Source organism: Aquirufa sp. A-Brett2-W8 (assembly GCF_054558755.1).
In genome coordinates this window covers 138,496-164,652 of the sequence record NZ_JBPXKS010000004.1, presented here as the reverse complement: position 1 = coordinate 164,652, position 26,157 = coordinate 138,496, and the positions used below count along the sequence as shown (strand labels likewise).

The window sequence follows — 26,157 nt, the reverse complement described above, 5'->3', positions numbered from 1 at the left end:
TGACAGAAAGGGTCAATAGTCCAAATGCTGCCTGAATACTTGAGGGTTTTGGAACAAATGCCCCTTCTTTTGGCCTAAAACAATTTTGTGATTAAAAGGTTAAACCGTGGTAGATAAGCGAGTATTAATCGACTAATTTTACCTTCTAATATAAAACACAACTATGATAAAAGTACATGGATATGGGGCGGTGAATCCGCAGGCACCGGTGGCTCCGATTGATTTTGAGCGACGCGATGTAGGGCCAAAAGATGTTAAAATCGACATTCTTTACTGTGGCGTTTGCCATTCAGACATACACATGGTTCGTTCCGAGTGGGGCCCATCTGTTTATCCAATCGTTCCTGGTCACGAGATCGTGGGAACCATTACAGAGGTGGGAGCCGATGTGACGAAATTTAAGGTGGGCGATTTAGCCGGCGTGGGAGTTTTTGTAGACTCTTGCCGCGATTGCCCGTCTTGCCATAAGGGTCAGGAGCAATACTGCGATGAGGGCATGACGCCTACGTATAATGGCCATTACCGCGATGGGGTGACGCAGACTTTTGGTGGATATTCTTCGACTTATGTCATCGATGAAGCCTATACATTACATATTCCATTTACCAAAGAGCTGGAGCGCGTTGCTCCCCTTCTTTGTGCCGGAATCACGACTTATTCACCTTTGCGCTATGCTGGTGTAGGCAAGGGTCACAAAGTAGCTGTTTTAGGTTTGGGTGGTTTAGGCCACATGGCGGTGAAATTTGCTGCTTCTTTTGGCGCAGAAGTAACCATGCTAAGTACTTCACCTTCGAAGGAGCAAGATGCGATGGCGCTGGGTGCACATCATTTCGCTTTATCTACGGATCCGGCGACGATGGAATCCTTAAAAGGTTCGTTTGATTTCATTCTGAATACGGTGGCGGCGCCCCATGATTTGGATAAGTTTTTAGGCTTATTAAGCGTGGAAGGCAAGATGCTTTTAGTGGGCATTCCTCCAGAGGCAGCTCAAATCGGTGCGGCTACGTTAATTTCCAAAAGACGCTCCATCATCGGATCCATGATCGGCGGCATCGCCGAAACTCAAGAAATGCTCGATTACTGCGCCGCGCACAACATCCTTTCTGATGTCGAAATGATCGACATGAAAGATGTCAACGAGGCTTATGAGCGGGTGATCAAGTCGGATGTGAAGTATCGATTTGTGATTGATATGAAGGCGTCGCTGTAGGTCGACCTTGTCGACAGTCGCGACTGCGTCGCTTAGTCGCAGCAGAGCTGCTTAGTCATCGCTGCGCGATTTAGTCGACACTTTGTGACTTAGTCCGCAGGAGAAAAATTTAAGTAAAACTACAAAGTCGATTTTCGCGTATTGACAACATCTGTCAACACCTGAAAATCGACTTTATACTTTATGTCCTTATTTCAACACTTAGTGCCATTGGAGCCAACAGACGAGTATTCGCGCTCCGGACTAAGCGGCTTCGCCGCGACAAAGTCACGAAGTGACGACTAAGCCGTAGGCGACTCTTTGACTCCGCGGCGCAGCAGCGAAGTGACTATCCCTGTGGTCTCGGCTTCATCTTCAAACTATCTGCCGGATACGTAGCTTTCAACATAGCCATGGAAGACTTGGCCCAGTTGATGATTTTCGCGCGATCTGCTTCTGATAATTTGGCATTACTATGAAGGCCTAAATACGTATAGGACGGCATCGGCATCTCGCCCTCTTCCACCTGCTCCACCACCTCTTCTAATTTGTGGTTCTGAACCGCAATCGGCATCTTCGTAAACGAAGCAAAGTTCAAGTGCTTTTTCCCATCATTCACATGGTGATCTAGCCAAAAACCAACCGGCTGCACGTTGCTATACCATGGATAGGTAGATTTATTCGAGTGGCAGTCGTTACAAGCGTTCTCTAACAGCACTTTAACGTCTCCGGGAACCTCGTACTTCGTTTCTATGGCGTAGGTATTATCGTTCGATAGATTTTTTTCTGTAGGAACGAATTGGATGGCGATTAATACGACGATTAATCCGGCAATGATTTTGTTTTTCATGGTTTACAGTTTTATTGTAAACGCAATGTATCAATTAATTGTCTCGAATTCACCCTTTTCTAAGTTCTTGCGGACGTTATTCGTCGCAAATATCTTCCCATTCATCGAAATATAGACTCCGGGTTCTAGAATTTGGAGGAAGGCCAAAGAGCTTCCTAGATTAAACATCCCATCTGAGCTGCCAAATTTATAGGGGATCATATTATTTTCGTTGATAAGTGCTGGTTGTTTGTGTGCCATTCACGTCTGTAAAGTTAAACGTAAATAGGCCAGATGTGTTCCAAGAATAATTTACGGACCCTGTTTTTGACCCAATTTTATAGGTCAAATTATAGCTAGAGCTCGTGGGCGCACTAAAATCAGTAATGGTGGCGCCTGATAAAGGTGTTAGAGCGGGTCTAACGGAGGACGAAAAGGCTTGCGGCAATATTTGGTTTTCGGGCGCAGGAGTGGCCGGATCTAAGCTAACTTTTCCGCGCATGGCACCGATGACATAGGGATAATTCGTAGTTCCATGGTAATGGTAATTGCCTTTCCATTCGTGGCCGTGATTAGTGTCGAGGGTTAGCATGGCGGTTCCGTCCGGTTCTTTGGCCCCCAAAACAGCAAAACCATCCAAAGCAAAAGCAATCGCTTTCAACCCAGATATAGTCGATAAATGTAAGGGCGCCGCATGGTAATGGTAGTCATCTCCACGACCGCAGTGGCCTCCCCATTGATCCAGCTCGCCTATGGCAAAAGAGTCCTCCCCGCGGTTATTTAGTGCATTAAAAATAGGGACACCATTTACCGCCAAAGCAACTGCCCCTTTCATGAAATTATTTGTCGTGCTCAAAGGCGTACTCGCATACACGGGCTGCAGTGGAATAGACCAATGGTTCGTGCCCGTATAAGGCTGAGGAATAGGCACTTGCTGCTGCCATGCTGTAATCCCAACCATCATATTGTGAGCCGGCAATCCGGTCGAATTTACATAGAAATAGGTTGCGTCAGAAGTGGTACTTAAGGCTGGTTTATAGGGAGCAAAGGCAGAGTCTAAATAACTAACGGTTGTTTTAGGAATCGCCGTAACGGGTGCAGAGGGAGTTATTGGAGTAACTTCAGCAGCTGTTTTACAGGCTAAGGCAACAAAAGCCAGCAAAAAAGAGGAATAAGCGAATCTTCTGAAGACTAAACGAAGGCGCAATTTCTCCATCAATAATAGCGCGAAAAAGGCGAGGGCTAAAAGATTAAAATAGGGCAAATAGGAAACCGGTTTTTCTACGTCGATGTAGCCATTTATTTGCGAGCCGCGTTCCATTTTTACCGCTGCAAATTTCTGATCTTGCGCGCTTAATTCCGCGATGGGAACGCGCACTTTCGCCCCCTGAAATTGTTCTAAAATCAAGACGTCGGAAGTCGCGGATGAAAAGTTGCCACGGATGATAGAGCCATTAGTTAAATGCCAAATACGCAACACGTCGTTTCCGCCAAAATGTCCACCTTCGTGCGCGAAAATCGATATAGATATCAGTAAAAAAAGCAGGGTCTTTTTCATGGCGGTCTTAGGATGTTCTACCGCTAAATATGCAAAAAAGAGAAATACCCGTTATCCTGAAGTCGACCATCAGACAAATTTAGTCGCCCAAAAACGCCTCACTCACCTTAAAATACTGCTTGTTCAAACGATACACTTTCAGGCGAGAATCGGAATCAGACTTCTTGAAAATAATGAAATTAGTATCTACCTGCAATATGGCTTTCAGTTTTAAATTTAGCTGGTTTAAAACATCATTTTTAACACGGATATTGTGGGAGAAGTGCACCCCTTTTTGTTCGACTATTTCGAGCAACTCAGAGTTAGGAACGTCGTCCTTTTTTAACAGGTGGCGAAGTACTTTTAATTCATTTTCTTCAAAATTAATGGCCGCCTTTCCTACATATAAAACGCCATTTTTATCCTTGATATGGGTAGCTTTAGTAGGGCGGAATTTAATGCCAAAATAGAAGGCAATTACCAGGATAAGTGACGCAATCAGCCCAATGATTACTTGTGAATATTCTAGCCAAAGATTTTTTTCAATAAAATCTGCCTTTTTGATTGATTTCCCTAAAAATTGATCGATAGGGAGGGAGACTAATTCGATTTCGCCATTAGCGTAGTTATTGGCAAAATAATAGATGATTCCATTTTCTACAAATGGTTTGAGTTGAGGGGAAATTTTGGATGAAATGGCCTGATTTTCAAATACTTCATAGGTATCATTGTTAAAATTTACCCTGATGATTCTTCGCTCCTCAGTGAAGGCAACATAGTAATTATCGTATTGAAAATTTTGTGGATTATTCCCAAAAAACAAGGTAGCCTTACCTTTAAAATCCCAAATTTTAGACCGTAAATTAAAATGCCAAATTTCCGTACTTCTATCAAATTTTAAGTTATCAAAGGCATCAATTACTACGCCATTAAAATAGGTGATATCATCGCCGTTTATGAATTGGTTTACATCGAACATTCCTGGCGGAACTCTATCGCCCCGAACGGGAGAATAACTTTCCCATTCTTTGGAATTTAAATCGAAATAAGTGAAGAAATTTCTGGCTGACCAAAAGCCATAACCACCGAAACGAAAAATACGATTATCATAAACAAATTGTTGACTGCTTATTTGCATTTTATGTTCAAATGAATGGTCAATTCGAACTATTTCGTTGCCCTTTATCTCGTAAATTAGGCCTCCTAAATTTAGGCTTAAATAAAGTTTATTATTAATAACGCTAAGTTGATATGAGCTCGGTGAAGCAAATTTTTTATAAAATGTGGAATCGCTAAACTTAAAATAGACAGGCTCAGAAACTATCTGCTCAGGGATTTTGATGGTTTTATAATGATCCTTTTCTATCACATACAGGTATGGTTTAGCATAATGTAAATTCGATTCCCCTAAATAGGATAAGTGGATATTTTCTGACCTAAGTAGAAAACTGAATAATAGAAGAAGTACAAATACGAGATTTTTCATTAGCTCCAGTGATGGAACTAAAATTAAGACAAATTTTCCAAATATTGGCTAGGCGTCATGCCTGTTTATTTTGTGGAAAATGAATAGATCAATTATTTTCATAGAATTATTAAATTGCACCATGAAACCTACCCTATCCTCCTTCATCGCAATTTTAGTCAGCGTCCTCTACCTAGCCGTCTACTTCATCCCAGACATGGGGGGATCGGACGTGATGGGTGCGCAGTGGTTGTATTCGAGCTCTTTGAGTTTAGCGATTGTTGCCTTTATCGCGCTACGGTATAAAGTATACGAGGAGGCCATCAAACACGTACTTTCCTACAAGTTTACATGGGTGTTTTCGCTGTTAGTTTTTTGGGCGATTGGTTCGTATTTCTATGCAATTAATCCCACGGAGACGCTGGTGACTTTGGCCCGATTGATCACCACTTATTTCGTCTTTTTGAATCTCTCGATTCTGTATTATAGCCAAGACCGTGCCTTTCTTTTTACGGGGATAGCGTATTGCATTACCGCCTATTTATTTTTCGATTCTATTTATGTGATCAAAGGTTTTAGCGCGAATTTGCGCACGATGAATTTGGACGCGGCCATCCTAGGTTTGAATAAATACCATGGGAATAAGAACGTGACCGCGGCGTCGCTTTTGATTCTGATTCCGTTTGCGATGTATGTGATTATGTCTGCCAAATGGCTGGGCAAAATTGCCGGCATTTTCACCCTTTGCATGGGGGTATTTGCGCTCTTTTTAATGAACACGCGTTCCACTTATGTGGGTTTTGCTTTGATCATAGTGTTGTTTTTCACCGGACTTATTTGGAAACATAGAGCGGCTTTAAAACCGGCGTTATTGTTCGTTTTATTACCGGCAGTCCTAGCGATTTTCGCGGCGAATACACGTTTGCAACTGGCTGTAGCGGGGCAAGAAACGGAGACCGGTTATGGAACCGTAACCAAGCGTATCGGCGACATCAATATTGCCAGCGAGCAGAACTCAAGGATTCACCTCTGGGGAACCGCCATAGATTACGCGTCACACAATCCCCTTCTAGGAGCCGGTTACGGCAACTGGAAATTAGCCTCCATTCCCTACGAGCGCGAAGTAGCAAACGAGTTGTTTGTGCCTTACCATGCGCACAATGATTTTCTGGAGATGTTTGCGGATTTAGGGATTATCGGTGGACTTTGTTTCGCAGGATTGTTCCTGCTCTTGCTCTATTATACGGTACAGTTTTTAAACCAAAAACGTGGCGACGAACTGATGGTCATCATCGCTTTCCTGGCCGTTACCTGTTATGGCGTGGATGCGCTACTAAACTTCCCCGCAGAACGCACGGCGATGCAGACGATGCTGTCGCTGGCGGCAGCGTTGGTGTTAATTCCTTTGGAAAAAACCTCCTTTAACCTCCGCGGCTTACCCATCGCCTACCTTGTCATAGGCGTCGCCTTATTAGCACCTTCCATCTATATCGCGAATGAAACGTTCGAGTCTTTGAAGATCCAAAAATTCGTCATGGGCGAAGTAAACGCTGATCCTAAGATGGCCACCATCGATGTAGAAAAACTGCCAGATATTCCGAACCTTTCCTCGTCCACCTTGCCTATGAAGGCGATGATGGCGCGCTATTATATCCGCGATAAACGTTTTGACGATGCACTTCGCATATTAAAGGAAAGCGAAAACGACAATCCGTTCTTGCATTATAATGACTTTTTGCGGACTTCGATTTATGCTTCTTTGAATAAAATGGACTCAGCTCATTTCTATGCGAAACGCGCATTTGACGCGTGGCCTCGGGCGTCCAGTTATTATAAGAATATCATTTTTACGTCGGCTAAGTTGAAGGATACGAATGAGATTAAGCGTGCATTGCAGGTTTCTTTGGACGCCCATAATGACATCGCACTGACTTGGAATCAATACCTGCTAGGGATGTTTGAGGTGAAGCAAGGGGCGGATAAAACGATGCTAGCGCAATTAGAAAAGACGTTGAAAAGATTCCCAGCAGATACGGCGATTTTGAACCCGACTCGAAATATGTTGCGAGGGGGAAGCCAAGATTTAAAAGGATTGACGGCGAAAGGGAATAACCTCTTTGTGAAAGGGAAATATGTGCAAGCAGCAGCCGTTTACAAAGAATTAACCGCACTCGATCCGGGTAATTTCTCCCACTTAGAAAATGTCGGAATCTGCTATTATGCGGGTAAGCGATTTGCAGAAAGTTTGTTCTATTTTGCCAAATCCGAACAACACCCAGGCAATAATTCAGGAAAATCAGCTTACTTTGCAGGCATGTCTCAGCTATCTACAGGAAAGAAAGCGGAGGCATGTGCCAGTTTCGCCCGTTCTAAGGCAAAAGCTTATCCGGATGCGAGCACGGCGATTTCACAATATTGTAAATAATAATATGAAAAGAATATTACTAGGTCTATTGTTCTTAAGCGGAACAGTCGCAGCACAAGAAAATGATAAATCTATCGCCATCTTAGGCGGCCCGTCCGATTTATGGACGAATAATAGAAGAACGGGTAAAGACGAATTTAATAAATACAAAAATTTGGGTTTGCAATTTACCAAGCGTAAATCGGCTAACATGGATATCGTATATACCTCACTAGCTGGTTTTCAAGGGGATTTCTTTAGCCCAGGTGCTTGGAACAACAAATTCATCTCTTTAGGCGCTAACATGCGCTATTTCTTTTTCGAACGTAAAAAGACTTCGGTATTAAAACCATTCTTCCAAATCGGAGCAGACGCTTTTGCCCGCCGCGACGAAGGTTTCCTGGGTAATGCGTATGAGTTAAGCGCTATAGGAGGTTTAGGAATTGACATCAAATTATCGAGAGATTTCTCTTTCGTAGCGCAAACGAACTTAGCTGTTCCTATGGCTCAATCGACGGAAGCTGGCGTGAAAATTGCCTCGGTACGTGGATCAAATAATAGCACTTCTTTCGGTTTAGTATACCATTTCGGTTGGAAAGCGGCGAAGAAGAAAATGGATGAGGAGGCCGCGAAGGCACGCGAAGAAGCTGCAGCTAAAGCCGCAGCGGAAGCAGCGGAACAAGATCGTTTGGCTAAAATCGCTGCAGATAAGAAAGCGGTAGCCGATGCAAAAGAAAAGGCAGACGCTATGGCGAAAGCGGAGGCAGAAGCAAAAGCAAAAGCGGACGCAATGGCGAAGGCGGAAGCAGAGGCAAAAGCAGCAGCTCAGTTGAAAGCAGACCAAGAAGCGATGGCAGAGACTACGATTTTATACATGAATAACAAGTGGGAATTAACAGCGGAATCTACTGCTAAGTTAACAGTTGTGGCATCTGCGTTAACAGCTCGTCCTGATATTAATGTACGCATCGATGGGCACTCTGATGCTTACGGTACCTCGAAGAATAATTTAAAGGCGTCTCGCTTTAGAGCACAAGGGGCAGCGAATTTCTTAGTTAAAAGCGGAATCGCAGCGTCACGCTTACAAGTGAATGCGTATGGAGAAGATAAGCCAGCGGCATCGAATGATACGAAGGCAGGCATGACCTTAAACCGCCGCATTGAAATTAGAATCATCAAATAATAAATTTCAATATTTTAAGCCTATATTTAGGTTCTAAAATCTAATTTGAAATTATTATATGGGGTCATCTAGCACAAACTTTTACTTTAGGGTATGGGGCTGGATGATCCTATTTTTTTGTGTCGCCCACACTTCTACGGCGCAATGTAACGTAAATGATCCCTACGATAAGATTATAAGTGGTTATCACGCTTCCGTGGCAATCAAGAGTACAGGGGAATATTCCATCTGGGGTGCGAATATGACCCCTACCGGTCTAAATGGGCAGGTGACGCCATTAGAGATTAGTACGTCTAATTATTCATCTCTTACTGGAACCATTTATAAAGCAGGTATTGGAGGCTCTTACACGGGAACGTCTATTGACCAAGCGGTGGTCTTGACCTCGACAGGTTTATTTGCTTGGGGTGCCGTAGGCTCTCTTTTCAGCCCTACGCTCACCACTTCCCCTGGAGTTGCTCAAATAACTCCTCCTGCAGGATCTTCTCCCATTGGTTTACCTATTGGTTTAGAGCCTTCTGATGTTAAAATGCTTTTCGCGATGTACAGAACCCTGATATTATTAAGCAAATCGGGGGATGTCTATGTATTAGGTTATATATCGGGGGCATTGGATGGAGTTGGGGCGGTACAAGGAACGGCAGGATCTAATGTATGGCAGCGGGTAAAAATTGATGCGACCACCTATTTAACGGGGGTCAAAGCGGTGCGTGGACAGGTCGGAAATACCAACATCAACGCCTTGATAGCTGAAACCAATGACGGTAAATTGTATACTTGGGGCAAATCCACTTTTTTAGGCGATGGTTCAGGCGTAGCTTATCGGTCATATGCGACAGAGATGACCCTACCGGATGATGTGAAAACGAAGGGAATTCGCATGATAGGGGTAACGGGGGGAGTCGTGAGTGGGAGTACGTATAATACCTATTATGTCTTGAGCAATTCTGGAAATCTCTATGCGATGGGGGATAATAAAAATTACCAGTGTGGCGCTTTCACGCGAGATTTGGTGCATTTGAATTGGGTTCAGGCCAAAAAATCAGCCGCCGCTAACGATTTTCTAACGGACGTCATTTTCGTGACGGTACAAGAGCATAGTAATTCGGTTCCAGCGGCAGCGGCCATTACAAAGGTGGGGGATTTTTATTCGTGGGGCTATAATGCCCGCAATATGTTAGGCAGACCCATTGAAAACGCCTCCTATGATCCCGGCCTCGCCGGCGGATTTATCCAAGGAACCGATAAAGCTCTTTTTGCCGAAATGGGCGGGCACACCCTCCTCTACGTAAAAGAAGGAAGTTCGAAATTCTGTTATGTAGGACACCGCATTAATGGTAGTATGGGAGATGGAACCTCTTTCGATGCGAAAGAACCCATCTTTAACTGCGACCAAACTCCCACCATCGACCTCTGCGGCTCCGTGCCTAACGTCTCTGACACGACCACTTCCACCATTAACGCCAGCCCTAAAATTATCAGGGCAAACGGGACGGATTATTCCACCATTTTTGTCCAATTGAAAGATGCCAAAGGCAATAATTTAACCGGAAACGGAGGTTCAGTGACGATTTCCTCGACTTTAGGAACGGTTTCTGCGGTAGTCAACAATAATAATGGAACCTATACCGCCATTTTAACAGGTGGAATTACGGCTGGAACGGCGATTATTAGCTTCACGATTAACGGGGCGAATGCGGTTCAAAAAGATTCGGTGACTATTTTGCCCTACCTTTGGCCTGGAGAAATTGAATCTGATCAAGCACTCTGTTATCCGGCGAAACCAACCCTTTTAACGTCTAAAATAGACGCCTATGGAGTACCTAGGCCTATCACGTATATTTGGCAACAAAGTACAGATAACATCAGTTTCACCCAAATACCCGGCGCAACGGCGAAAACCTATTTGCCCCCACTCTCGAAAACGATTTATTATTACCGCCGAGGGGCTAGATCCTCGCTGGATAGTTTAGAGTTTACTAATTCCGTTGCGATTCGAACGGAAGAAATTGCGGGGGGGAAATTAACAGGAACCGGCACTTTTTGTGGGGATAAGAATAGTCAATTGATGAAGCTCAGCGGGCATATTGGAACGATTGCAAAATGGCAATCGGCAGATACCCCAGATTTCTTAGTGGGAGTTGCGGACATCGCAAACAAAGATTCGAGCTATACCGCCACGAATTTACCTAACACGAAATACTTCCGAGCGGTCATCACGCAGCCGGTATGTGGGACGGCCTACAGTTCTGGGACCGTTATAGTCATTAACCCGATTCCCGTGTTGACCTTTGTGCCTAATCCTGCGCAAGTCGTTCGCTGGTCTAGTATCGTCATCACAGCTTCCGGAGCTGACCGCTACGCTTGGTCGCCACGTTATGGACTTTCGGCGGTGGACAAAGCAGTTGTCACGGCGAACCCGTTAAAAACCACGACTTATTCGATTAAGGGAACGAATAATACGGGTTGTAATAGCACGACATCTCTTACGGTGACGGTTTTGTCTGCCGGGACTTTAGATACGGATGGCGATGGAATCTACGATGAGGATGAAGAAAATCCCCTGAAATACAAACCAGATTGTGATGGAGATGGTATCGAAAATCGCCTTGATCCGGATCCGTGTCCGTTCTTCGAGCCACAAGGTATTTCGCCTAATGGGGATGGGAAAAATGATGTTCTCGTCTTTGAAGGACTATTAGCGAAACCGATTCCAAACCATATTTCAATCTTCGATCGCATCGGAAGTCTGGTGTATGAGACGGAAAATTACCAAAACAATTGGGGTGGCGAAACATCTAAGGGCACTGAGTTGTTTGAGAAGACGGGACAAGTCCCGGACGGAACTTATTACTATATTTTGGACTTTTATGACAAAAGGCCGACAGTGAAAAACTTTGTTTATGTCTTACGTAACGTTAAAAAATGATGATTGAATCCTATTTTGCTACCATCCCCAGTGCACATCGCGCATTGATATTAGCGGGAGGAATTACGCTTTTTTGGTTAATTGAAACGGGTATTCCCCTCTTGAATTTTAAGGGGAATAAGTGGCAGCACGCGAAGCTGAACTTATTTTTAACCTTCACGACTATTGCGATTAACTTCCCCTTTGCGGTTCTTTTAGTAGCGGCAAGCGACTGGACGGCGGAGGCTCATTTTGGAATTTTACACTGGTTCGAGATGCCTAGCTGGGCTTTTTTAATCGTGGGATTATTGCTGATGGATCTGGTGGGAGCCTATTTAGTGCATTTGATCGAACACAAGATTAAGGTGCTTTGGAAGTTCCACATGGTGCATCACGCAGATACGCAGGTGGACACGACCACGGCGAATCGCCACCATCCGGGCGAAAGTGTGATCCGTGCGGTCTTCGCGATTTTAGCGATTTTAGTTTGTGGAGCACCGATGTGGATTGTTTTTTTGTACCAAAGCCTCAGCGTCGTACTTTCCCAGTTCAATCACGCTAACATTCGCCTGCCGCTTTGGTTAGACAATGCGCTTTCCTATGTCATCATCTCCCCTAACATGCACAAAGTGCACCACCACTTCGAACGCCCTCAGACGGACTCGAATTACGGTAATATTTTCGCCTTTTGGGATCGACTATTCAGAACCTACGACGCTACCCCTATCGAACAAATCAAATATGGTTTAGACGTGTTAGAAAACGACAAAGACCAATCATTTGCTTACCAATTAAACTTACCATTTAACCAAAAAATCAAAACTGACGAATGAAAAACTTGCTGATTCTCTTTTTACTCCCGCTATCACTAGCGGCGCAAGTTTTATCCCCTGTGGTGCAACCCACGGCTGATTTCGATCTAAAAAAGTTAGAAGGCATAGACGCCTTATTGAAATCCTATGTGGAGAAAAACCACCTGGTAGGAGCGGTAACTTTAGTAGTAAAGAATAATCAATTAGTTCATTATAAGGGGCATGGCTATGCGGATTTGGCAACTAAAAAACCGATGCCAGCGGATGCGATTTTCCGCATTATGTCACAGACGAAAGCCTTAACTAGCCTAGGTATTTTGCAGCTTTTCGAACAAGGGAAATTACGCCTAGATCAACCCATCTCAGACTTCATCCCTAGCTTCAAATCCACTCGCGTTTTAAAAGATTTCAACGCGTCGGACACGACATATACTTCATCGCCAGCTAAGCGCGAAATCACATTCCGGGATTTATTGACTCATTCCTCGGGAATCGACTACGCAGGAATAGGATCGGATAAGATGATGGCCATCTATGCCAAAGCAGGCATTCCATCTGGCTTAGGTGACAACGGTGTCACTTTATTACAGGCAATCACGAAATTAGGGGCGCTGCCATTAATCCATAATCCAGGGGATAAATTCACTTACGGATTGAACACCGACGTATTGGGCTGTTTGATTGAGGTGATTAGCGGTGAAACTTTGGAAGCCTACTTAACGAATCACGTCTTCATTCCACTGGGAATGAAAGACACGTATTTCAATTTGCCAGCGGATAAAGGATCTCGCTTGCCTACGGTTTATACGGAAAATGAGCAGAACAAAATCATCACCTGGTCACCTACCTTCCGCGGCATTAACCCGAACTATCCTTTATTCAAGAAGACTTTCTTCTCCGGCGGCGCAGGACTTTCGTCCACCGCATTCGACTATGCGATCTTCTTGCAATGCATCTTAAATGGTGGTAAATACAATGGAAAACAGATCATCGGCCGTCGCACTGCCGAATTAATGATCGGCCCGAACTTCTCTTTAGGCGATGATTCCTTTGGTTTAGGATTTATGTTAGCGGGCGAAAAGTCTGCGAATCGTACAATGCGTAATAAAGGATCCTTCTCTTGGGGCGGCTACTATGGCACGACCTATTGGGCAGATCCGAAAGAGAAGATGATCGTCTTGATTATGTCACAACACACGCCTAACTCGCATGGGGATTACCAAGAGAAAATCGAGAACATTATCTACGGAGCAATGAAATAAACTCCACTAGTTGGAATTTTTTTTAACATCAAGGCAATCCTTGTTGAAACGTAATCTCGGTGGTTAAGCCCATCGCGCTGAAGCGGAATGCCATGGTGCGTGCTTTTGACGGATTTTTAATGGCTTCACAATGAGGACCTTTTTCCAAAAAATATACATAATACTCTTGGTTGCGATCCGCTAATTGTTGAATATCTGGCTTACCTAGTATATCTTCCAAATCATTTGATCTCACCCCCTTCCAAGTCATTTTATGCGTCTTCAACCAGTCGATTTGCTTTTCTCTTGTTCCATTGCATCCACTGCGATCCATTTTAAATCCTTCTAGGTCTAAACCCGTCAAATCAGGTTGATTCGTGCACGCGCTGAAAAGAAAAAGTACTAGGCAAAGGTTCATCAATATTCTCATGCTTTAAATTTAAGGAATTGTCGGTAAATTGCGACATAAATCCATCGCCGTGCACGTATTAATCTCGCCTGATAAATTCAAAGGATCTCTATCCGCCTCACAAGTATGTGAAGCCTTAGAAAAGGGCATAAAAAAGCGTCGCCCGAAAACGAGTTTCACTAAAATGCCCCTCGCGGACGGCGGCGAAGGAACGCTCGAAGTCATTCAACAATTACACGGAGGCGCCTGGATTACGGTTGACACATTTGATCCCTTACTGCGTCCCATTCAAGCCGATTATTTGTATTTAGCCGATCAAAAAACGGCCTATATCGAAATGGCACGTGCCTCAGGCCTCGCCTTATTAACTATAAAAGAACGAAAGCCTTTAAAAACCAGCACTTTCGGGACTGGTGTATTTATTGCGGACGCTCTCGCTCGCGGCGCCACTCAAATCATCCTTACCATCGGTGGCTCTGCCACCAACGATGCAGGAATCGGGATGGCGGCAGCTTTAGGCTGGAAATTTTTAGACGCAAAAGACATACCGCTGGATGCAATTGGGGAAAATTTGATTCATATCTTGTCTATTTCAGCACCCGCGCTCGCGGAAGCCTGCATCTTCACCGTAGTCACGGATGTGACGAATTCCTTAGCCGGTCCCTCGGGGGCAGCCCACGTTTTTGCAGCTCAAAAAGGAGCAAGCGCGACAGTAATTAAACAATTAGATAAAGGTCTAAATAATATAGCTACATTCTTCGGTTCTATTGCCTCTGAAGCAGGTGCCGGCGCTGCTGGCGGCCTTGGAGCTGGCGCGCGCTACTTCTTAAATGCACAACTTGTCTCAGGTTCTAGCTGGGTGATGGATAAAGTTCACTTCAACCGTGCCCTTTTAAAGGCAGACTTTATTATCACTGGCGAAGGTAAGATTGACTCCTCCACTTGGGGTGGCAAAGTTGTTTCAGAAGTCATCAAACGCTGCGACAAGGTATTCAAACAAACGATTCTAGTCTCCGGAGCCTTCGAAAGCTCTTCAAACTTCCCCATTTTCCTGGATGAAAATGACGTATTTACGATCTCCTCTCGTGCTAAGGACTCCGATGATTCCATCTCGCATGCCGCAGAGATATTAGAGCAGATCGGGGAGGAAATTGCGTTAAAGTATTTGAACTAGGCGCAATATTTTTTTCTCAGAATCGAATAATATAATACGGGTCCAATAATTGGAAAGAGTATAACAATGAGTGCTAATACTATTTTTTGTAAGTGCGAAAATGGGCTATTAATACTAATTTGTCTAATTATTCTACCAAGTAGAATGATGTAAAGTAGTATAATTGCTCCAATTATTATTCTAAATAATATTGAATTTAAAGGGGATATTAGGTTCATATTAGTCGTTTGAAGTACATTTAAATGTAGAAATAGTAACACATCCGATGGATTCATAGAAACAGGATGTACTGGTTCACCATTCACTTGTTGCGAAAAAATCGCAATAAATAAGATTAATAAAAAGTATGTTGGGAGGAACAGGCGTGCCTAATCGATCGCTTAGGCCGAGGTAAATGTAGGATTGTTTTTGGAGAAACAACGTAAATGGGGAAAATAACTGATTAAAATTTTTAACTAAGTTTCACTAATCGCTTCGCCGCTTCCACCAGCATATCATCTTCTTTTGCGAAGCAGAAACGCAGGATTTTATCGCCTGGATCTGTTTCATAAAAGACCGATACGGGGATAGATGCTACTTTTATTTCGCGCGTGAGTCGATCGGCTAAATCCACATCTTTTTCGGTTGAAATCGCGGAATAATCAAAGCATTGGAAGAAACTTCCGGCACTTGGAAGAACTTTCCATTTGGTTCCGCTGAATTGGGAGGCGAAAAGATCCCGCTTTTTTTGGTAAAAATTAGATAAACCGAGGTAATGCGACGGCTCTTTTAGGTAGTCAGCTAAAGCATATTGCAGTGGTGTCGCACTCGAAAAAGTGACCCACTGGTGTAGTTTACGGAATTCTGAAGTAAGGAAAGCCGGAGCAAGGCAATAGCCTATTTTCCAGCCGGTGATATGATACGTTTTGCCAAAAGACCCACATACAAAACTGCGTTTGCGTAATTCAGGATGCAATAAAACGCTCGCATGCTGCGCACCATCAAAAACGATATGCTCGTATACCTCGTCTGAAACGAGTAAGATATGGGTCCCTTTGACCACTTCAGCAAAGGCATCTAGATCCGCCATCGACCACACAGCCCCCGTCGGATTATGCGGACTATTCACCATAATCGCGCGTGTTCGAGAGGTAATTTTCTTTGCTAATTCTGACCAATCGATGGCAAAATTTTGCGATGCTTTCAAAGGAATATGAATGGGAATTCCACCTGCTAAGCGAACAATCGGATCATACGCGTCGTAGCTAGGGTCGAACATGATGACCTCATCGCCAGGCGAAACACAGCAATGGATGGCCGCAAAAATAGCTTCAGTCGCACCAGAAACAATGGTTACTTCGGAATCTGCATCGACGGAAATGTCATAAAAAGACGAGGTTTTCGTGGCGAGTGACTGACGTAAAGCCGGAACACCGGCCATAGGGGCATATTGGTTAAAGCCTTTAGAATAATGTTGAAGAAGTTCTTGCAAAGCAGGCGCACAATCGAAACCCGGAAAACCTTGGGACAGGTTTAAGGCCCCGTGTTCTAGGGCCATGGCGGACATTTTGGTAAAAATAGTCGTTTGGACTTGTGGCTGCTTAGAAGGAAATGAAATCATAGCCTAATTTAACAAGGCTTTTCCATCGTACCAAACCTGCTGAACCTCGAAAGCCGAATTCAACTCGATAAAACAAGCCCTTTTACCCACCTCAATACTACCTAATTCGTCTAAATTTGCTACCTCTGCTGGATAAACCGTCGCCATCCGTAAGGCCTCTTCTAAAGGGATACCCGCTTGCTGAACGCAGTTTTGAATGGCCTCGATCATCGTTAAAGAGGAGCCTGAAAGCACACCCGCCTCGTTAGTGAAGCGCCCGTCTTTGGCCTGAAAAGAATAGGGGCCAGACACATCATCCGTCACCGCATCGGTGATCAGAAATAAACGCCCTTTTTTCAGTCGATAAGCCAGCTGTAGCGATTTATAATCGCAGTGCAACCCATCCGCAATGATGCTCGTCCAAGCATCGGAATTAAAGCTAGCACCCACTAATCCTAGCGCGCGCGATTGCCACTGGGACATCGCATTAAATAGGTGCGTGATGCGAGAAACGCCTTTTTCGATGGCGTTCATCGCCTGTTCAAAAGTCGCGTCGCTGTGCCCCAGGGAGCACATAATGGGACTGCGTATCAATAAAGAAAGTTCCGCAGCGCTAAACATTTCAGGTGCAATGGTCAGGTAAGTCGGTACGCCTGCTGTTCGAGCTATAAGTTCTTCGAGAAAGGCAAGACTTGGTTTTTGTACAAACGCCTCGTTATGAGCCCCTTTTTTTATAGGGTTGAAAAAGGGCCCTTCTAGATGTAAACCCACCAGTCCGGGACCTGAATAGTTTTTATAGGCCTCGATTGCTTTCCACATGGAGGCAGCCGGCGAGCAGTTCAAGGTGATTTGGAAAGCTACCGTTCCCGTTTTATGGTGTTCGTCGAAGGTCGCCTGAATCGATTCTGTCGTTTGGTGATTTGAGAATAGAATCCCGCCACCACCGTAAATTTGCAAATCGATGAAACCGGGAACGAGGAAGTTTTCAGACGCCGCACCTTGGCCTTCCGAAATAGCCGAAATGCGACCATTTTCTATGGAAATTTCTTTGTTTTCTAGCCACTCGTGGCCCGTGAAAATGCGGCTTGCAAACATCCTTAATATCCAGTCGCCTGTCCGTCTTTTCTAGATTCAGTTGCACCAAAATACACCTTCCGAACTGGGTCGTACATAATACATTGGTAGCCACCATAAATGCCATTCATGTAGCCTACTTGATGCCCTTTTTGCAATAATTCGCGAATGACCTCATACGGATAGCCGTGTTCTAAAGTTATCGTACCACCGGTTGTTTCCATCGTTTCCCCTGTCGGCTCAGACGATCCCTCGTGATTCATCCGGGGGTAATCACCTGCTTCTTGTACATTCATGCCAAAATCCACCACGTTCATCACTATCTGCACATGACCCATTGGTTGGTACGCGCCACCCATTACGCCAAAACTCATTACCGGTTGGCCATCCTTCGTCATAAACGCAGGAATGATTGTTTGGAATGGTCTTTTACCAGGTGCATAGGTATTGTTTTCTCCCTCTTTCAAGTTATATAATTCACCGCGATCTTGGAACATAAATCCCAAACCATCCGGCATCATGCCTGACCCAAAACCTCGGTAATTACTCTGAATTAACGAAACCATATTGCCGTCCTTGTCTGCCACGGTTAAGTAAATCGTGTCCCCTTCTTTCAAAGCAGGATTTCCCGCCTCGTAATGGCGACCTGCGCGATTCGGATTAATCAACGCCCGGCGCTTCGCGCCGTACGCTTCCGATATTAATTCCGCTACGGGAATTTTAGCAAACTCAGGGTCCGCGTAGTATTTCGCGCGGTCTTCGAAAGCTAGTTTTTTGGCCTCCGTAAACAGGTGCACATGCTCCGCTGAACCTAGTTTTATTTTAGAGAAATCATAGCCCTCTAAAATCGTTAACATCTGCAAAGCCGCGATCCCCTGGCTATTCGGCGGCAATTCCCACACATCATACCCACGGTAATTTACTGAAACGGGCTCCACCCAAGTCGAGGTGTGAGTCGCTAAATCATCATAGCTCAAAAACCCACCGTTCTTCTTCAAAAACGCGTCCATCGTCCGCGCCATATCCCCCTTATAAAAGGCATCGCGTCCCTCTTTTCCAATTTTCTCTAGTGTATTCGCTAGGTTCGGATTCTTGAAAATATCCCCCTCCACCGGTGGCTTTCCATTGGGATAATAGTGGTTCGCGACGTTCGGAAACTTGCCATAATTCGCCGGCACACGAGCCATTGCTGACGCCAACTCGCCGTGCACTGGAAAGCCATTGCGCGCATACGAAACGGCTTTTTCTAATACCTTATTCATCGGCATCGAACCGAACTTCTTGTGCAATTCAAACCACGCATCCACGCAACCCGGCACGCTAATCGGCAAAGGACCCAGCGACGGGATGTGCGTTAGACCCCGTTTTTTAAACTCTGCCAAAGTCAAAGATTTCGGCGATCTCCCCGATCCATTTATCCCATATAATTTCTTCGTTTTCGCATCCCAAACAATCGCAAACAAATCCCCTCCAATTCCGTTCACATGTGGTTCGACCACCCCTTCCATGGCATTCGCTGCAATGGCAGCGTCGATCGCATTTCCACCAGCCTTCAGCACATCAAGTGCGGCCTGGGTAGACAAAGGATGAGAGGTAGCGGCCATCCCGTTTTGGGCAATGGCCTGTGAGCGAGTCGCCCAAACTTTACCATACGGACGATCTTGCGCATTTGTTAGAAACGGAAGAATGAGAAGAAGGAATAATTTTTTCATAGTGTTGATTTTGAAAGGGTAAATTAGTGGATAGAGAGGGGAAAAACAAGAGTGGCTGTAGGGGAAGCTAGTCCGAAGTCCGGAGGGAGGGAGTCCGAAGGGAAAGAGTCCGAAGGGAAAGAGTCCGAAGGGAAAGAGTCCGGAGGGAGAGAGTCCGGAGGGAGAGAGTCCGAAGTTCACTGCAAAAACAAAAAACCCCTAGACCTACGTCCAGGGGTTTTATGTTAGTCAATTTTAATACCAGGATCTATATATCTAATTAGGCGAGTGAAATGAAAATCTTCTAGATATACATTTTCTTCCTGAGCGTAAAAAAGTTCTAAAAACGTTGATTGTGATGTCCAAAAGTAGTCCATAGCCATTTTTTTATTCATTTTTTCAGGCTTTTTACTTGCTACGAATGGGATAACTTTCCATTGAAATTCAGTTGAATCTTTGGGCAGATTCCAACATCCTCTTGAAGCTTGGATTAATTCAATGACTTTTTTTACGGACCCTTTATTCATTTCTCCAAAATGCTTTACATCTGTTATTTCGCCCGTCCCTTTTAACTTGAAAACAAAGAAATTCAGTGTAGGTTGGTTTCCCCATTCAACTAAGTGATTTGAAAAAAAAGATTGCAGGTCACTCTCTCCGCATCCATTGAAATTAAAGGGTTTCTCGCTGTAGCTTTGGCTAAAAGATTTAAAGTTAGTTAAGAATAAAATCAGCCCTAGGGCGAAAATTCTATTTGTTTTAGTTGCAATATTTGCCATATCCATTTGTCGTATATTTAAGTTTGACCTCATAAATTGTTGTAGAGTTCTTTTTATATTACATTAAAAGCGTACTGTAATTAGGTATTTTTTGTAACCCTGATAGTGATAGAGCAAGTGCGTCTTCATAGTTTGTATCATATAATTTATGTAAAAAATCAGCCATTGGTTTAATATATTTTGTTGCAATCTCTGTATGATCTAGGTAATTCGATTTGTTAATATGTAGGTGCAAAAATTCGTGCAAGATAACTCGAGCAATGTATTCTTTGGAAGTATTTTTTAACTTATTTGTATTCAAGCAAATCTCATTTTTAAAATTTACGATAGCATTGTCAGCACTGTATTTTTGTTCTTCAAGTAGGCTCATTTCACGTATATCAAATTTATATTTTTGCCCGTTTTTTGACTGATCTAGGGATTCTATAACATCTGACATTTCACCATAAATGTTATTATTTCTAAGCTCATTTAATACCGATATAAAACATGGATTAGTTAGTTTGTCATCAATTTGGCTAAAATTGTAATTATTGTATGCGTAATAGGAATCAAAATTACCCCCGCCCCTGCCCAACAGAAAGTCATTATAAATTGTGTTAAAATAACTACTTCCTTGGCCCGAATTTGAAACATAATAGGTTGAACCTCCTCCGTAGTAAATAAAATAAAAACTAAATGCCATTCCTTGGTCCCAAATGTAATTGGGGTCCTCAACAGGTAATTCTGAGTTAAGAAACCTCTTAATTAGCGCTTTTGATTTTGGGGCCATAATTTTGTTCTCCTTCTGAACATTCAGCACTTTAAGTAATTCCCCATTAATTGAAAACCCTTTCATTTCTTGATTATGCCCTAGAAAAGTATATTGTTTAAATACAGCTTCTCTTTTCCCATTATGTTCAAATATGATTAATTCTTTAATTCCTACTTTAGATATTGCAGGAAACGCCGTTACTGTACTACAATCTTTCAGCGTAATAATTTTGCCTTTGGTCCATATGATATTTTCTTGAATAGGTGTAGTGCTATTATTTTGGTACCATTCTCGTAATAATTCATAGGGTTTCATTGGGTCTAACTCAGGCTCTTTGCTACAAGAGAGGAAAAATAGAGCAAAGCTAATAAGCGCAAATACGGCAAAGGAAAGATTTTTCATGTGCTAAAATTTTGAATGATGATGTCGTTATTGACGTATTAATCAAAATAATAGAACAGTAGAAGCGATTGCCTCCTTCGCCAATTTACACAGAATTAGGTAGGATGCAACGCATTTAGTTAAAACAAAAAACCCCTAGACCTACGCCCAGGGGTTTCTGCATTCTTGAACCCAATATAAATTACACTGTCTTAGTAAACCATTTTTGCTTGATGCGCTCCGAGATGTAGTACATACATGGAACGATTACAAGCGTTAAAACGGTAGAGAACGTTAATCCGAAGATGATTGTCCAAGCTAAAATTCCCCAGAAAGCCGCGGAATCAGAACCGATGAAAATATGCGGATCTAATTCGGTGAACAGCGTGACGAAGTCGATGCTTAAGCCTAACGCCAAAGGAATCAATCCCAATACCGCCGCCGAAGCCGTCAACAATACCGGAGTTAAGCGAATTCCACCACCTTCAATGATCGCCTCCTTCAAGTCATAACCGCGCTTAAAGCGAAGTTCCTCAATGAATTCGATCAAAAGAATACCATTTTTCACGACGATGCCCGCCAGTGCGATGATACCTACACCGGACATAATCACGGAGAAAGTCATCCCGAACGCCATGAAGCCTAATAATACCCCGATTAGCGATAACAAGATCGTTGCGAAGATGATTAAAGGTTTCACCGCAGAGTTAAACTGCGTTGCCAGAATTAAGTAGATTAAAATTAAAGCCGCTAAGAAAGCTACGGCTAAGAAGGCGCCGGATTCTTTTTGGTCCTCTTGCTCACCGCCCATGCGAATCTTATATCCCTGAGGAACGTCGATTTCTTCAAAAAGCGTGGTTAATTCGCCCACGATTTCATTCGCATTATAGCCTTGAATCACATCAGAACCTAGGGTGATGATGCGCTCTTGGTCTTTACGATTGATTTGGCTGAAGGAAGTAGCGTAGTGAATATCTGCGATCGAATTCAAAGGAACTTGGCGCAAGGCACCGCCCAAATTCATATCGCGGTAGGTAATATTCATTTGCAAAAGCTTCTCTGTTTGGTTGCGAGAATCCCCTTTCAATCGCAATTGTATCGGGTATTCATCTTTTACATCGCGGAATTTGGAGATTTCTGCACCGAATAAACCGGTACGTACTGCCATTGCTACCTGCGCTGAGGAGATACCCTCGCGAGACGCTTTTTCGCGGTTCACATCGATGATGATTTCGGGCTTGTTTGTTACCAGGTCAGATTTCAATTCTTGAATACCTTGGATGCCTGCTTTCGTGATTGAAGCTCGCACCTTCTTCTCTAGATCTTGCAAAACAGAGAATTCGTCCCCTGCGATCTCAATCGAAATAGGCTTACCGGTAGGGGGCCCGTTGCGCTCGCGTTCGATGGCAAGCTCGACACCTGGTAGCGGATTTTTGGCAAAATCTGCCTGAATCTCCGTTAAAACATCCCCGGTTTTAATACCCTCGCGTAATTGTAATTTCTCAAACGCGATCGTCACTTTACTCTTGTGCGGAGTGGCGCCACGGTCTGGTTGCATTGGATCGCCGGCGTTTTTTCCTACGTTCGAAATGATCGAATTGACAATTTTACCATAACCTTGTTTTTGAATAAAGGCAGAAACCCGCTTTTCGATCACCTTAGTCACGGAATCCGTTACGACCGCATCCGTTCCGATCGGGTTTTTGGCATAAATATAAATGTAATCAGGATCTCCAAAAGGGAAGAAAACCACCTTAGGCTTCACGATACCCATTAAAGCAATCGTAAAAACCAACAAAAAGAAGGCGGCAATAGTCGCATAAATCGGACGCATGCCCGTTAAAACCCAAGAAATTAACTTGCGGTAATTCGTCTTAAAATTAGGTAAGGTAGTCTCCTGGAATGGCACGATTAACTTCGGAGTGATCACAAAGTGATTTAATACATACAAGAGTAGACATAAAACTAAGAAGTTTCCAAAGCCAAAGTGACCCAAGCCGAAGCCCATCACATACCCGAAAACGGCTAAACTCAACAAGATGAAAACGGTGCGACGTATGTCCGAGAACGTCGGATTCTTCACATCATTTGCCTCTTCGTCGTGCCGCTTCATAAACGTAATCGCGAATACCGGGTTCATCACATAGGCCACAAAAAGTGACGCAAAAAGCGTGATGATCAACGTGATAGGCAAGTATTTCATGAACTCCCCCACAATTCCTGGCCAGAATAATAAAGGCAAGAAAGGCGAAATCGTCGTTAATGTTCCGGACAATACGGGAATAAATACTTCCGAAGCGGCTAATTTTACCGACTCCGTAATCGTCAATTTTTTGAAATTATTGAACAAACGGTGCGCGTTCTCGATGACCACAATCGCATCATCCACCACAATACCTAAGCCTAAAAGGAAACCGAAAAGAACGATAGTATTTAAGCTGAAGTCCAGCGAAGGCATGAATAAGAAGGTCAACAAGGCCGATAATGGCACGGAAAGACCCACAAACACGGCGTCTCTAACGCCCATAAAGAACATTAATACGATTACCACAAAGAGGAAACCTAGGACTACTGTATTAATTAAATCCGCTAATTCGCCTCGCGTACGCTCCGATTGATCGGCCGTCGTAGTTACCGTTAAACCAGCAGGAAAGCGCGTTTCTTTGAACTCATCGATCGTCTTTTCGATACGATCTGCCGCCTCGATTAAGTTAGCACCACTTCGTTTGATCACGTTTAGCGTAATAACCGATTTGTTGTTTAAACGCGCAAAGTCTTGCTTCTCCTCGTAGCTGTCTTTTACTTCAGCCACGTCTTTTAAACGAACGCGCGCGCCTGTTGAAGAACCGACCATCAGGTTCGCTAATTGATCGATATTCTTGAATTCTCCCGTCACACGAAGTGAACGACGCACACCATCTACGGCTAAATCACCACCCGAGATATTCACGTTTTCGCCTTGAACGGCTGATTGAATATCATAGAAGGTTAAACCATAGCTTTGCATTTTGTACAAATCCAGGTTGATTTGGATTTCTCTTTTCAAAGCTCCGATGATGTCCACGCGGTTAATTTCCGGCATCCCCTCGATCTCATCTTGTAAATCCTCTGCATATTTCTTCAACTTATCGAGCGGATAATCGCCGGCGATGTTGATGTTCATGATGGGGAATTCCGAGAAGTTGACCTCGGCTACGGAAGGTTCGCGGGTTAAATCTTTGGGCAAATCGGCGATCGCTTTATCCACCGCATCTTGCGTCCGCTGTTTAGCGACGGGCACAGTGACATCGGTATTAAATTCGACAATGATCACGGAAATATCTTGTAAAGCGTTTGATTTGACGCGCTTTACACCTGTGATGGATTTGATTTGCTTTTCGATCGGTTTATTGATCGTGTTCTCGATGTCTGATGGAGTCGTTCCAGCGTAGACCGTTTGGATGACCATTTGAGGCACCACGATGTCCGGGAATTGCTCCTTAGGAAGTTTCGAATAGATTCCCATCCCCGCCACAAAAATGATGAAGGTGAAGATGTAAACCGTCGTACGGTTTTGGGCTAACCAGCCCACCATGTTATATATTAAGCCTTTGCCTTCTGGCAATTGCTCATTTTTGCTATTTTTTTCCATTTTCTACTTAGAACGAGATGGCTGTACCATCCACTAAATCTTGAAATCCTTGAACAATGATTGATTCGCCTGCTTTAAGACCGCTTGTGATCTCTGCCTGACCGTTATACGTTAAACCGATGGTCACTTGACGTGCGCGGGCTACTTTTTTGCCATTCTCTTCTACCGCCACATACACTAAATCTCCTTTTTCGGTTTTTTGGATGATGTTTTCGCTGATCACGATCGCGTTCTTCTTCGAAGTATCGTTGATGTTGATCACCGCTAACAAGTTCGGCTTTAATTCGCCACCTGTGTTCGGGATGCGTGCTTCGATGTCAAACGTACGCGTTAAAGGGTTGACAATTTTAGAAACCAACGAGATGCGCGCCTTCAATTCTTTGTTTAAATCCGGGAATTTGATGCTGATTTCGTCGCCTTGTTTCACCGTTCCTACATAGGAATCAGCGATTTTAGCAGAGATTTTCAAGTTGCCTAAGTTCACGATTTGAACGATAGGCACGCCAGGAGCGCCCATTTCACCCGCTTTTTGGCGAACTAATTCAATCGTTCCTGAGATCGGAGCCGTTACGCGAGAAAGACCTAATTGCGCTTTCAAGGTGACGATTCTTTTCTCTAAAGACTCCATGTTCGACTTCGCGCTCAAAAACTGAACTTCCGTTCCGATCTGTTGATCCCAAAGCGCTTTCTGCTTAGTAAAGATGGTCTTAGCTAAAGACAATTGTTGGCGAACCTCTTCTACTGATTCTTTTAAGATATTATTATCTAAAGTGGCAATCAACTGCCCTTTCGATACCGATTGCCCCGCTACAACTGGCAAAGTCAAAATCACACCACCCGTTTGTGGGCTTATTAAAACCGTGTTTTCAGCTACCACATTTCCTTGTGCTTCTACGAAGTGCTGGAAGTTTTGAGCTACTAAAGGGCTCACGCTTACGGCGATTACTTTGGCAGCCGCTTTATCTGCAGGCGTACCGACTTCTTTTTCTAAAGCAGCGATTTTCGACTGTATTTCTTTTTCCTGACTTTTTAAGTCAGCTAATTCTTGCTTCTTGTCTTTTGATCCGCAGGCCGCGAATAAAATGATTCCACTTAGGAGGATGGCTATTTTTTTCATGTT

At 43.9% G+C, this 26,157-nt stretch carries 19 protein-coding genes; 7 read left to right on the top strand and 12 right to left on the bottom strand.

All coding sequences use genetic code 11. From position 1 onward, the window contains the following. Window positions 1-163 precede the first annotated feature (163 nt). Window positions 164-1,210, top strand: coding sequence for an NAD(P)-dependent alcohol dehydrogenase (locus ACST13_RS04300; protein ID WP_459521993.1), 1,047 nt, complete (start codon window positions 164-166; stop codon window positions 1,208-1,210). Between the two features lie 328 nt (window positions 1,211-1,538). Here the strand turns inward: ACST13_RS04300 and ACST13_RS04295 are convergent, their stop codons facing one another. The 4 genes from ACST13_RS04295 to ACST13_RS04280 all read right to left on the bottom strand — a co-directional run bounded on the left by ACST13_RS04295 (window position 1,539) and on the right by ACST13_RS04280 (window position 4,693). Then, window positions 1,539-2,039, bottom strand: a complete 501-nt coding sequence (locus tag ACST13_RS04295) for a heme-binding domain-containing protein (RefSeq protein ID WP_459521992.1) — start codon at window positions 2,037-2,039, stop codon at window positions 1,539-1,541. Between the two features lie 30 nt (window positions 2,040-2,069). Next, on the bottom strand, window positions 2,070-2,279 hold the full coding sequence (locus tag ACST13_RS04290; RefSeq protein ID WP_459521991.1) for an asparaginase domain-containing protein: 210 nt from the start codon (window positions 2,277-2,279) through the stop codon (window positions 2,070-2,072). Next, on the bottom strand, window positions 2,242-3,576 hold the full coding sequence (locus tag ACST13_RS04285; protein WP_459521990.1) for a YHYH protein: 1,335 nt from the start codon (window positions 3,574-3,576) through the stop codon (window positions 2,242-2,244). The genes ACST13_RS04290 and ACST13_RS04285 overlap by 38 nt, the downstream gene beginning before the upstream one ends. Before the next feature lie 79 nt (window positions 3,577-3,655). Continuing rightward, window positions 3,656-4,693, bottom strand: a complete 1,038-nt coding sequence (locus ACST13_RS04280) for a hypothetical protein (protein ID WP_459521989.1) — start codon at window positions 4,691-4,693, stop codon at window positions 3,656-3,658. A 469-nt stretch (window positions 4,694-5,162) separates the two neighbouring features. Between ACST13_RS04280 and ACST13_RS04275 the strand changes: the two genes are divergently transcribed. The 5 genes from ACST13_RS04275 (at window position 5,163) to ACST13_RS04255 (ending at window position 13,589) form a co-directional block, all read left to right on the top strand. Continuing rightward, the gene (locus ACST13_RS04275; protein ID WP_459521988.1) at window positions 5,163-7,445 is read left to right on the top strand and encodes an O-antigen ligase family protein; all 2,283 of its coding nucleotides are present in this window, start codon (window positions 5,163-5,165) and stop codon (window positions 7,443-7,445) included. A gap of 4 nt (window positions 7,446-7,449) precedes the next feature. After that, complete coding sequence (locus tag ACST13_RS04270; RefSeq protein WP_459521987.1) at window positions 7,450-8,607, top strand: OmpA family protein; 1,158 nt, start codon at window positions 7,450-7,452, stop codon at window positions 8,605-8,607. 196 nt (window positions 8,608-8,803) lie between these two features. Beyond that, window positions 8,804-11,536: an invasin domain 3-containing protein gene (locus ACST13_RS04265; RefSeq protein WP_459521986.1), complete on the top strand. Its 2,733-nt coding sequence runs from the start codon at window positions 8,804-8,806 to the stop codon at window positions 11,534-11,536. Next, a complete protein-coding gene (locus tag ACST13_RS04260; protein WP_459521985.1) occupies window positions 11,533-12,348 on the top strand; it encodes a sterol desaturase family protein in 816 nt (271 codons plus the stop codon). Before ACST13_RS04265 ends, ACST13_RS04260 begins: the two co-directional genes overlap by 4 nt. Further along, the gene (locus ACST13_RS04255; protein WP_459521984.1) at window positions 12,345-13,589 is read left to right on the top strand and encodes a serine hydrolase domain-containing protein; all 1,245 of its coding nucleotides are present in this window, start codon (window positions 12,345-12,347) and stop codon (window positions 13,587-13,589) included. The genes ACST13_RS04260 and ACST13_RS04255 overlap by 4 nt, the downstream gene beginning before the upstream one ends. Before the next feature lie 28 nt (window positions 13,590-13,617). Here the strand turns inward: ACST13_RS04255 and ACST13_RS04250 are convergent, their stop codons facing one another. Next, window positions 13,618-13,986 (bottom strand): hypothetical protein, encoded by a 369-nt coding sequence (locus ACST13_RS04250; protein ID WP_459521983.1) that lies wholly within the window; start codon window positions 13,984-13,986, stop codon window positions 13,618-13,620. Between the two features lie 61 nt (window positions 13,987-14,047). Here ACST13_RS04250 and ACST13_RS04245 point away from each other — a divergent pair, with 61 nt between their 5' ends. Beyond that, the gene (locus ACST13_RS04245; RefSeq protein WP_459521982.1) at window positions 14,048-15,151 is read left to right on the top strand and encodes a glycerate kinase; all 1,104 of its coding nucleotides are present in this window, start codon (window positions 14,048-14,050) and stop codon (window positions 15,149-15,151) included. A gap of 451 nt (window positions 15,152-15,602) precedes the next feature. On the opposite strand, the gene ACST13_RS04240 is transcribed toward ACST13_RS04245, so the two are convergent. The 7 genes from ACST13_RS04240 to ACST13_RS04210 all read right to left on the bottom strand — a co-directional run bounded on the left by ACST13_RS04240 (window position 15,603) and on the right by ACST13_RS04210 (window position 26,154). Next, complete coding sequence (locus ACST13_RS04240) at window positions 15,603-16,751, bottom strand: methionine aminotransferase (protein WP_459521981.1); 1,149 nt, start codon at window positions 16,749-16,751, stop codon at window positions 15,603-15,605. Between the two features lie 3 nt (window positions 16,752-16,754). Then, window positions 16,755-17,825, bottom strand: coding sequence for an N-acetylglucosamine-6-phosphate deacetylase (gene nagA, locus ACST13_RS04235; protein WP_459521980.1), 1,071 nt, complete (start codon window positions 17,823-17,825; stop codon window positions 16,755-16,757). Window positions 17,826-17,827: 2 nt separating this feature from the next. Beyond that, on the bottom strand, window positions 17,828-19,516 hold the full coding sequence (gene ggt / locus ACST13_RS04230) for a gamma-glutamyltransferase (protein WP_459521979.1): 1,689 nt from the start codon (window positions 19,514-19,516) through the stop codon (window positions 17,828-17,830). A 224-nt stretch (window positions 19,517-19,740) separates the two neighbouring features. Further along, on the bottom strand, window positions 19,741-20,271 hold the full coding sequence (locus tag ACST13_RS04225) for a hypothetical protein (RefSeq protein ID WP_459521978.1): 531 nt from the start codon (window positions 20,269-20,271) through the stop codon (window positions 19,741-19,743). Between the two features lie 58 nt (window positions 20,272-20,329). Next, a complete protein-coding gene (locus ACST13_RS04220) occupies window positions 20,330-21,427 on the bottom strand; it encodes a hypothetical protein (RefSeq protein ID WP_459521977.1) in 1,098 nt (365 codons plus the stop codon). 181 nt (window positions 21,428-21,608) lie between these two features. Further along, window positions 21,609-24,980: an efflux RND transporter permease subunit gene (locus ACST13_RS04215; protein ID WP_459522134.1), complete on the bottom strand. Its 3,372-nt coding sequence runs from the start codon at window positions 24,978-24,980 to the stop codon at window positions 21,609-21,611. Between the two features lie 64 nt (window positions 24,981-25,044). After that, window positions 25,045-26,154: an efflux RND transporter periplasmic adaptor subunit gene (locus ACST13_RS04210; protein ID WP_459521976.1), complete on the bottom strand. Its 1,110-nt coding sequence runs from the start codon at window positions 26,152-26,154 to the stop codon at window positions 25,045-25,047. Window positions 26,155-26,157: the final 3 nt, after the last annotated feature.

Excerpts from the sequence above, each read along its gene's own strand:
- ACST13_RS04250 (WP_459521983.1), bottom strand. The coding sequence starts at position 13,986 with ATGAACCTTTGCCTAGTACTTTTTCTTTTCAGCGCGTGCACGAATCAA.
- ACST13_RS04240 (WP_459521981.1), bottom strand. The coding sequence starts at position 16,751 with ATGATTTCATTTCCTTCTAAGCAGCCACAAGTCCAAACGACTATTTTT.
- ACST13_RS04255 (WP_459521984.1), top strand. The coding sequence starts at position 12,345 with ATGAAAAACTTGCTGATTCTCTTTTTACTCCCGCTATCACTAGCGGCG.
- ACST13_RS04215 (WP_459522134.1), bottom strand. The coding sequence starts at position 24,980 with ATGGTGGGCTGGTTAGCCCAAAACCGTACGACGGTTTACATCTTCACC.
- ACST13_RS04270 (WP_459521987.1), top strand. The coding sequence starts at position 7,450 with ATGAAAAGAATATTACTAGGTCTATTGTTCTTAAGCGGAACAGTCGCA.
- ACST13_RS04210 (WP_459521976.1), bottom strand. The coding sequence starts at position 26,154 with ATGAAAAAAATAGCCATCCTCCTAAGTGGAATCATTTTATTCGCGGCC.
- ACST13_RS04280 (WP_459521989.1), bottom strand. The coding sequence starts at position 4,693 with ATGCAAATAAGCAGTCAACAATTTGTTTATGATAATCGTATTTTTCGT.
- ACST13_RS04290 (WP_459521991.1), bottom strand. The coding sequence starts at position 2,279 with ATGGCACACAAACAACCAGCACTTATCAACGAAAATAATATGATCCCC.
- ggt (WP_459521979.1), bottom strand. The coding sequence starts at position 19,516 with ATGAAAAAATTATTCCTTCTTCTCATTCTTCCGTTTCTAACAAATGCG.
- ACST13_RS04220 (WP_459521977.1), bottom strand. The coding sequence starts at position 21,427 with ATGAAAAATCTTTCCTTTGCCGTATTTGCGCTTATTAGCTTTGCTCTA.
- ACST13_RS04275 (WP_459521988.1), top strand. The coding sequence starts at position 5,163 with ATGAAACCTACCCTATCCTCCTTCATCGCAATTTTAGTCAGCGTCCTC.
- ACST13_RS04285 (WP_459521990.1), bottom strand. The coding sequence starts at position 3,576 with ATGAAAAAGACCCTGCTTTTTTTACTGATATCTATATCGATTTTCGCG.
- ACST13_RS04295 (WP_459521992.1), bottom strand. The coding sequence starts at position 2,039 with ATGAAAAACAAAATCATTGCCGGATTAATCGTCGTATTAATCGCCATC.
- ACST13_RS04300 (WP_459521993.1), top strand. The coding sequence starts at position 164 with ATGATAAAAGTACATGGATATGGGGCGGTGAATCCGCAGGCACCGGTG.
- ACST13_RS04225 (WP_459521978.1), bottom strand. The coding sequence starts at position 20,271 with ATGGCAAATATTGCAACTAAAACAAATAGAATTTTCGCCCTAGGGCTG.
- ACST13_RS04260 (WP_459521985.1), top strand. The coding sequence starts at position 11,533 with ATGATGATTGAATCCTATTTTGCTACCATCCCCAGTGCACATCGCGCA.
- nagA (WP_459521980.1), bottom strand. The coding sequence starts at position 17,825 with ATGTTTGCAAGCCGCATTTTCACGGGCCACGAGTGGCTAGAAAACAAA.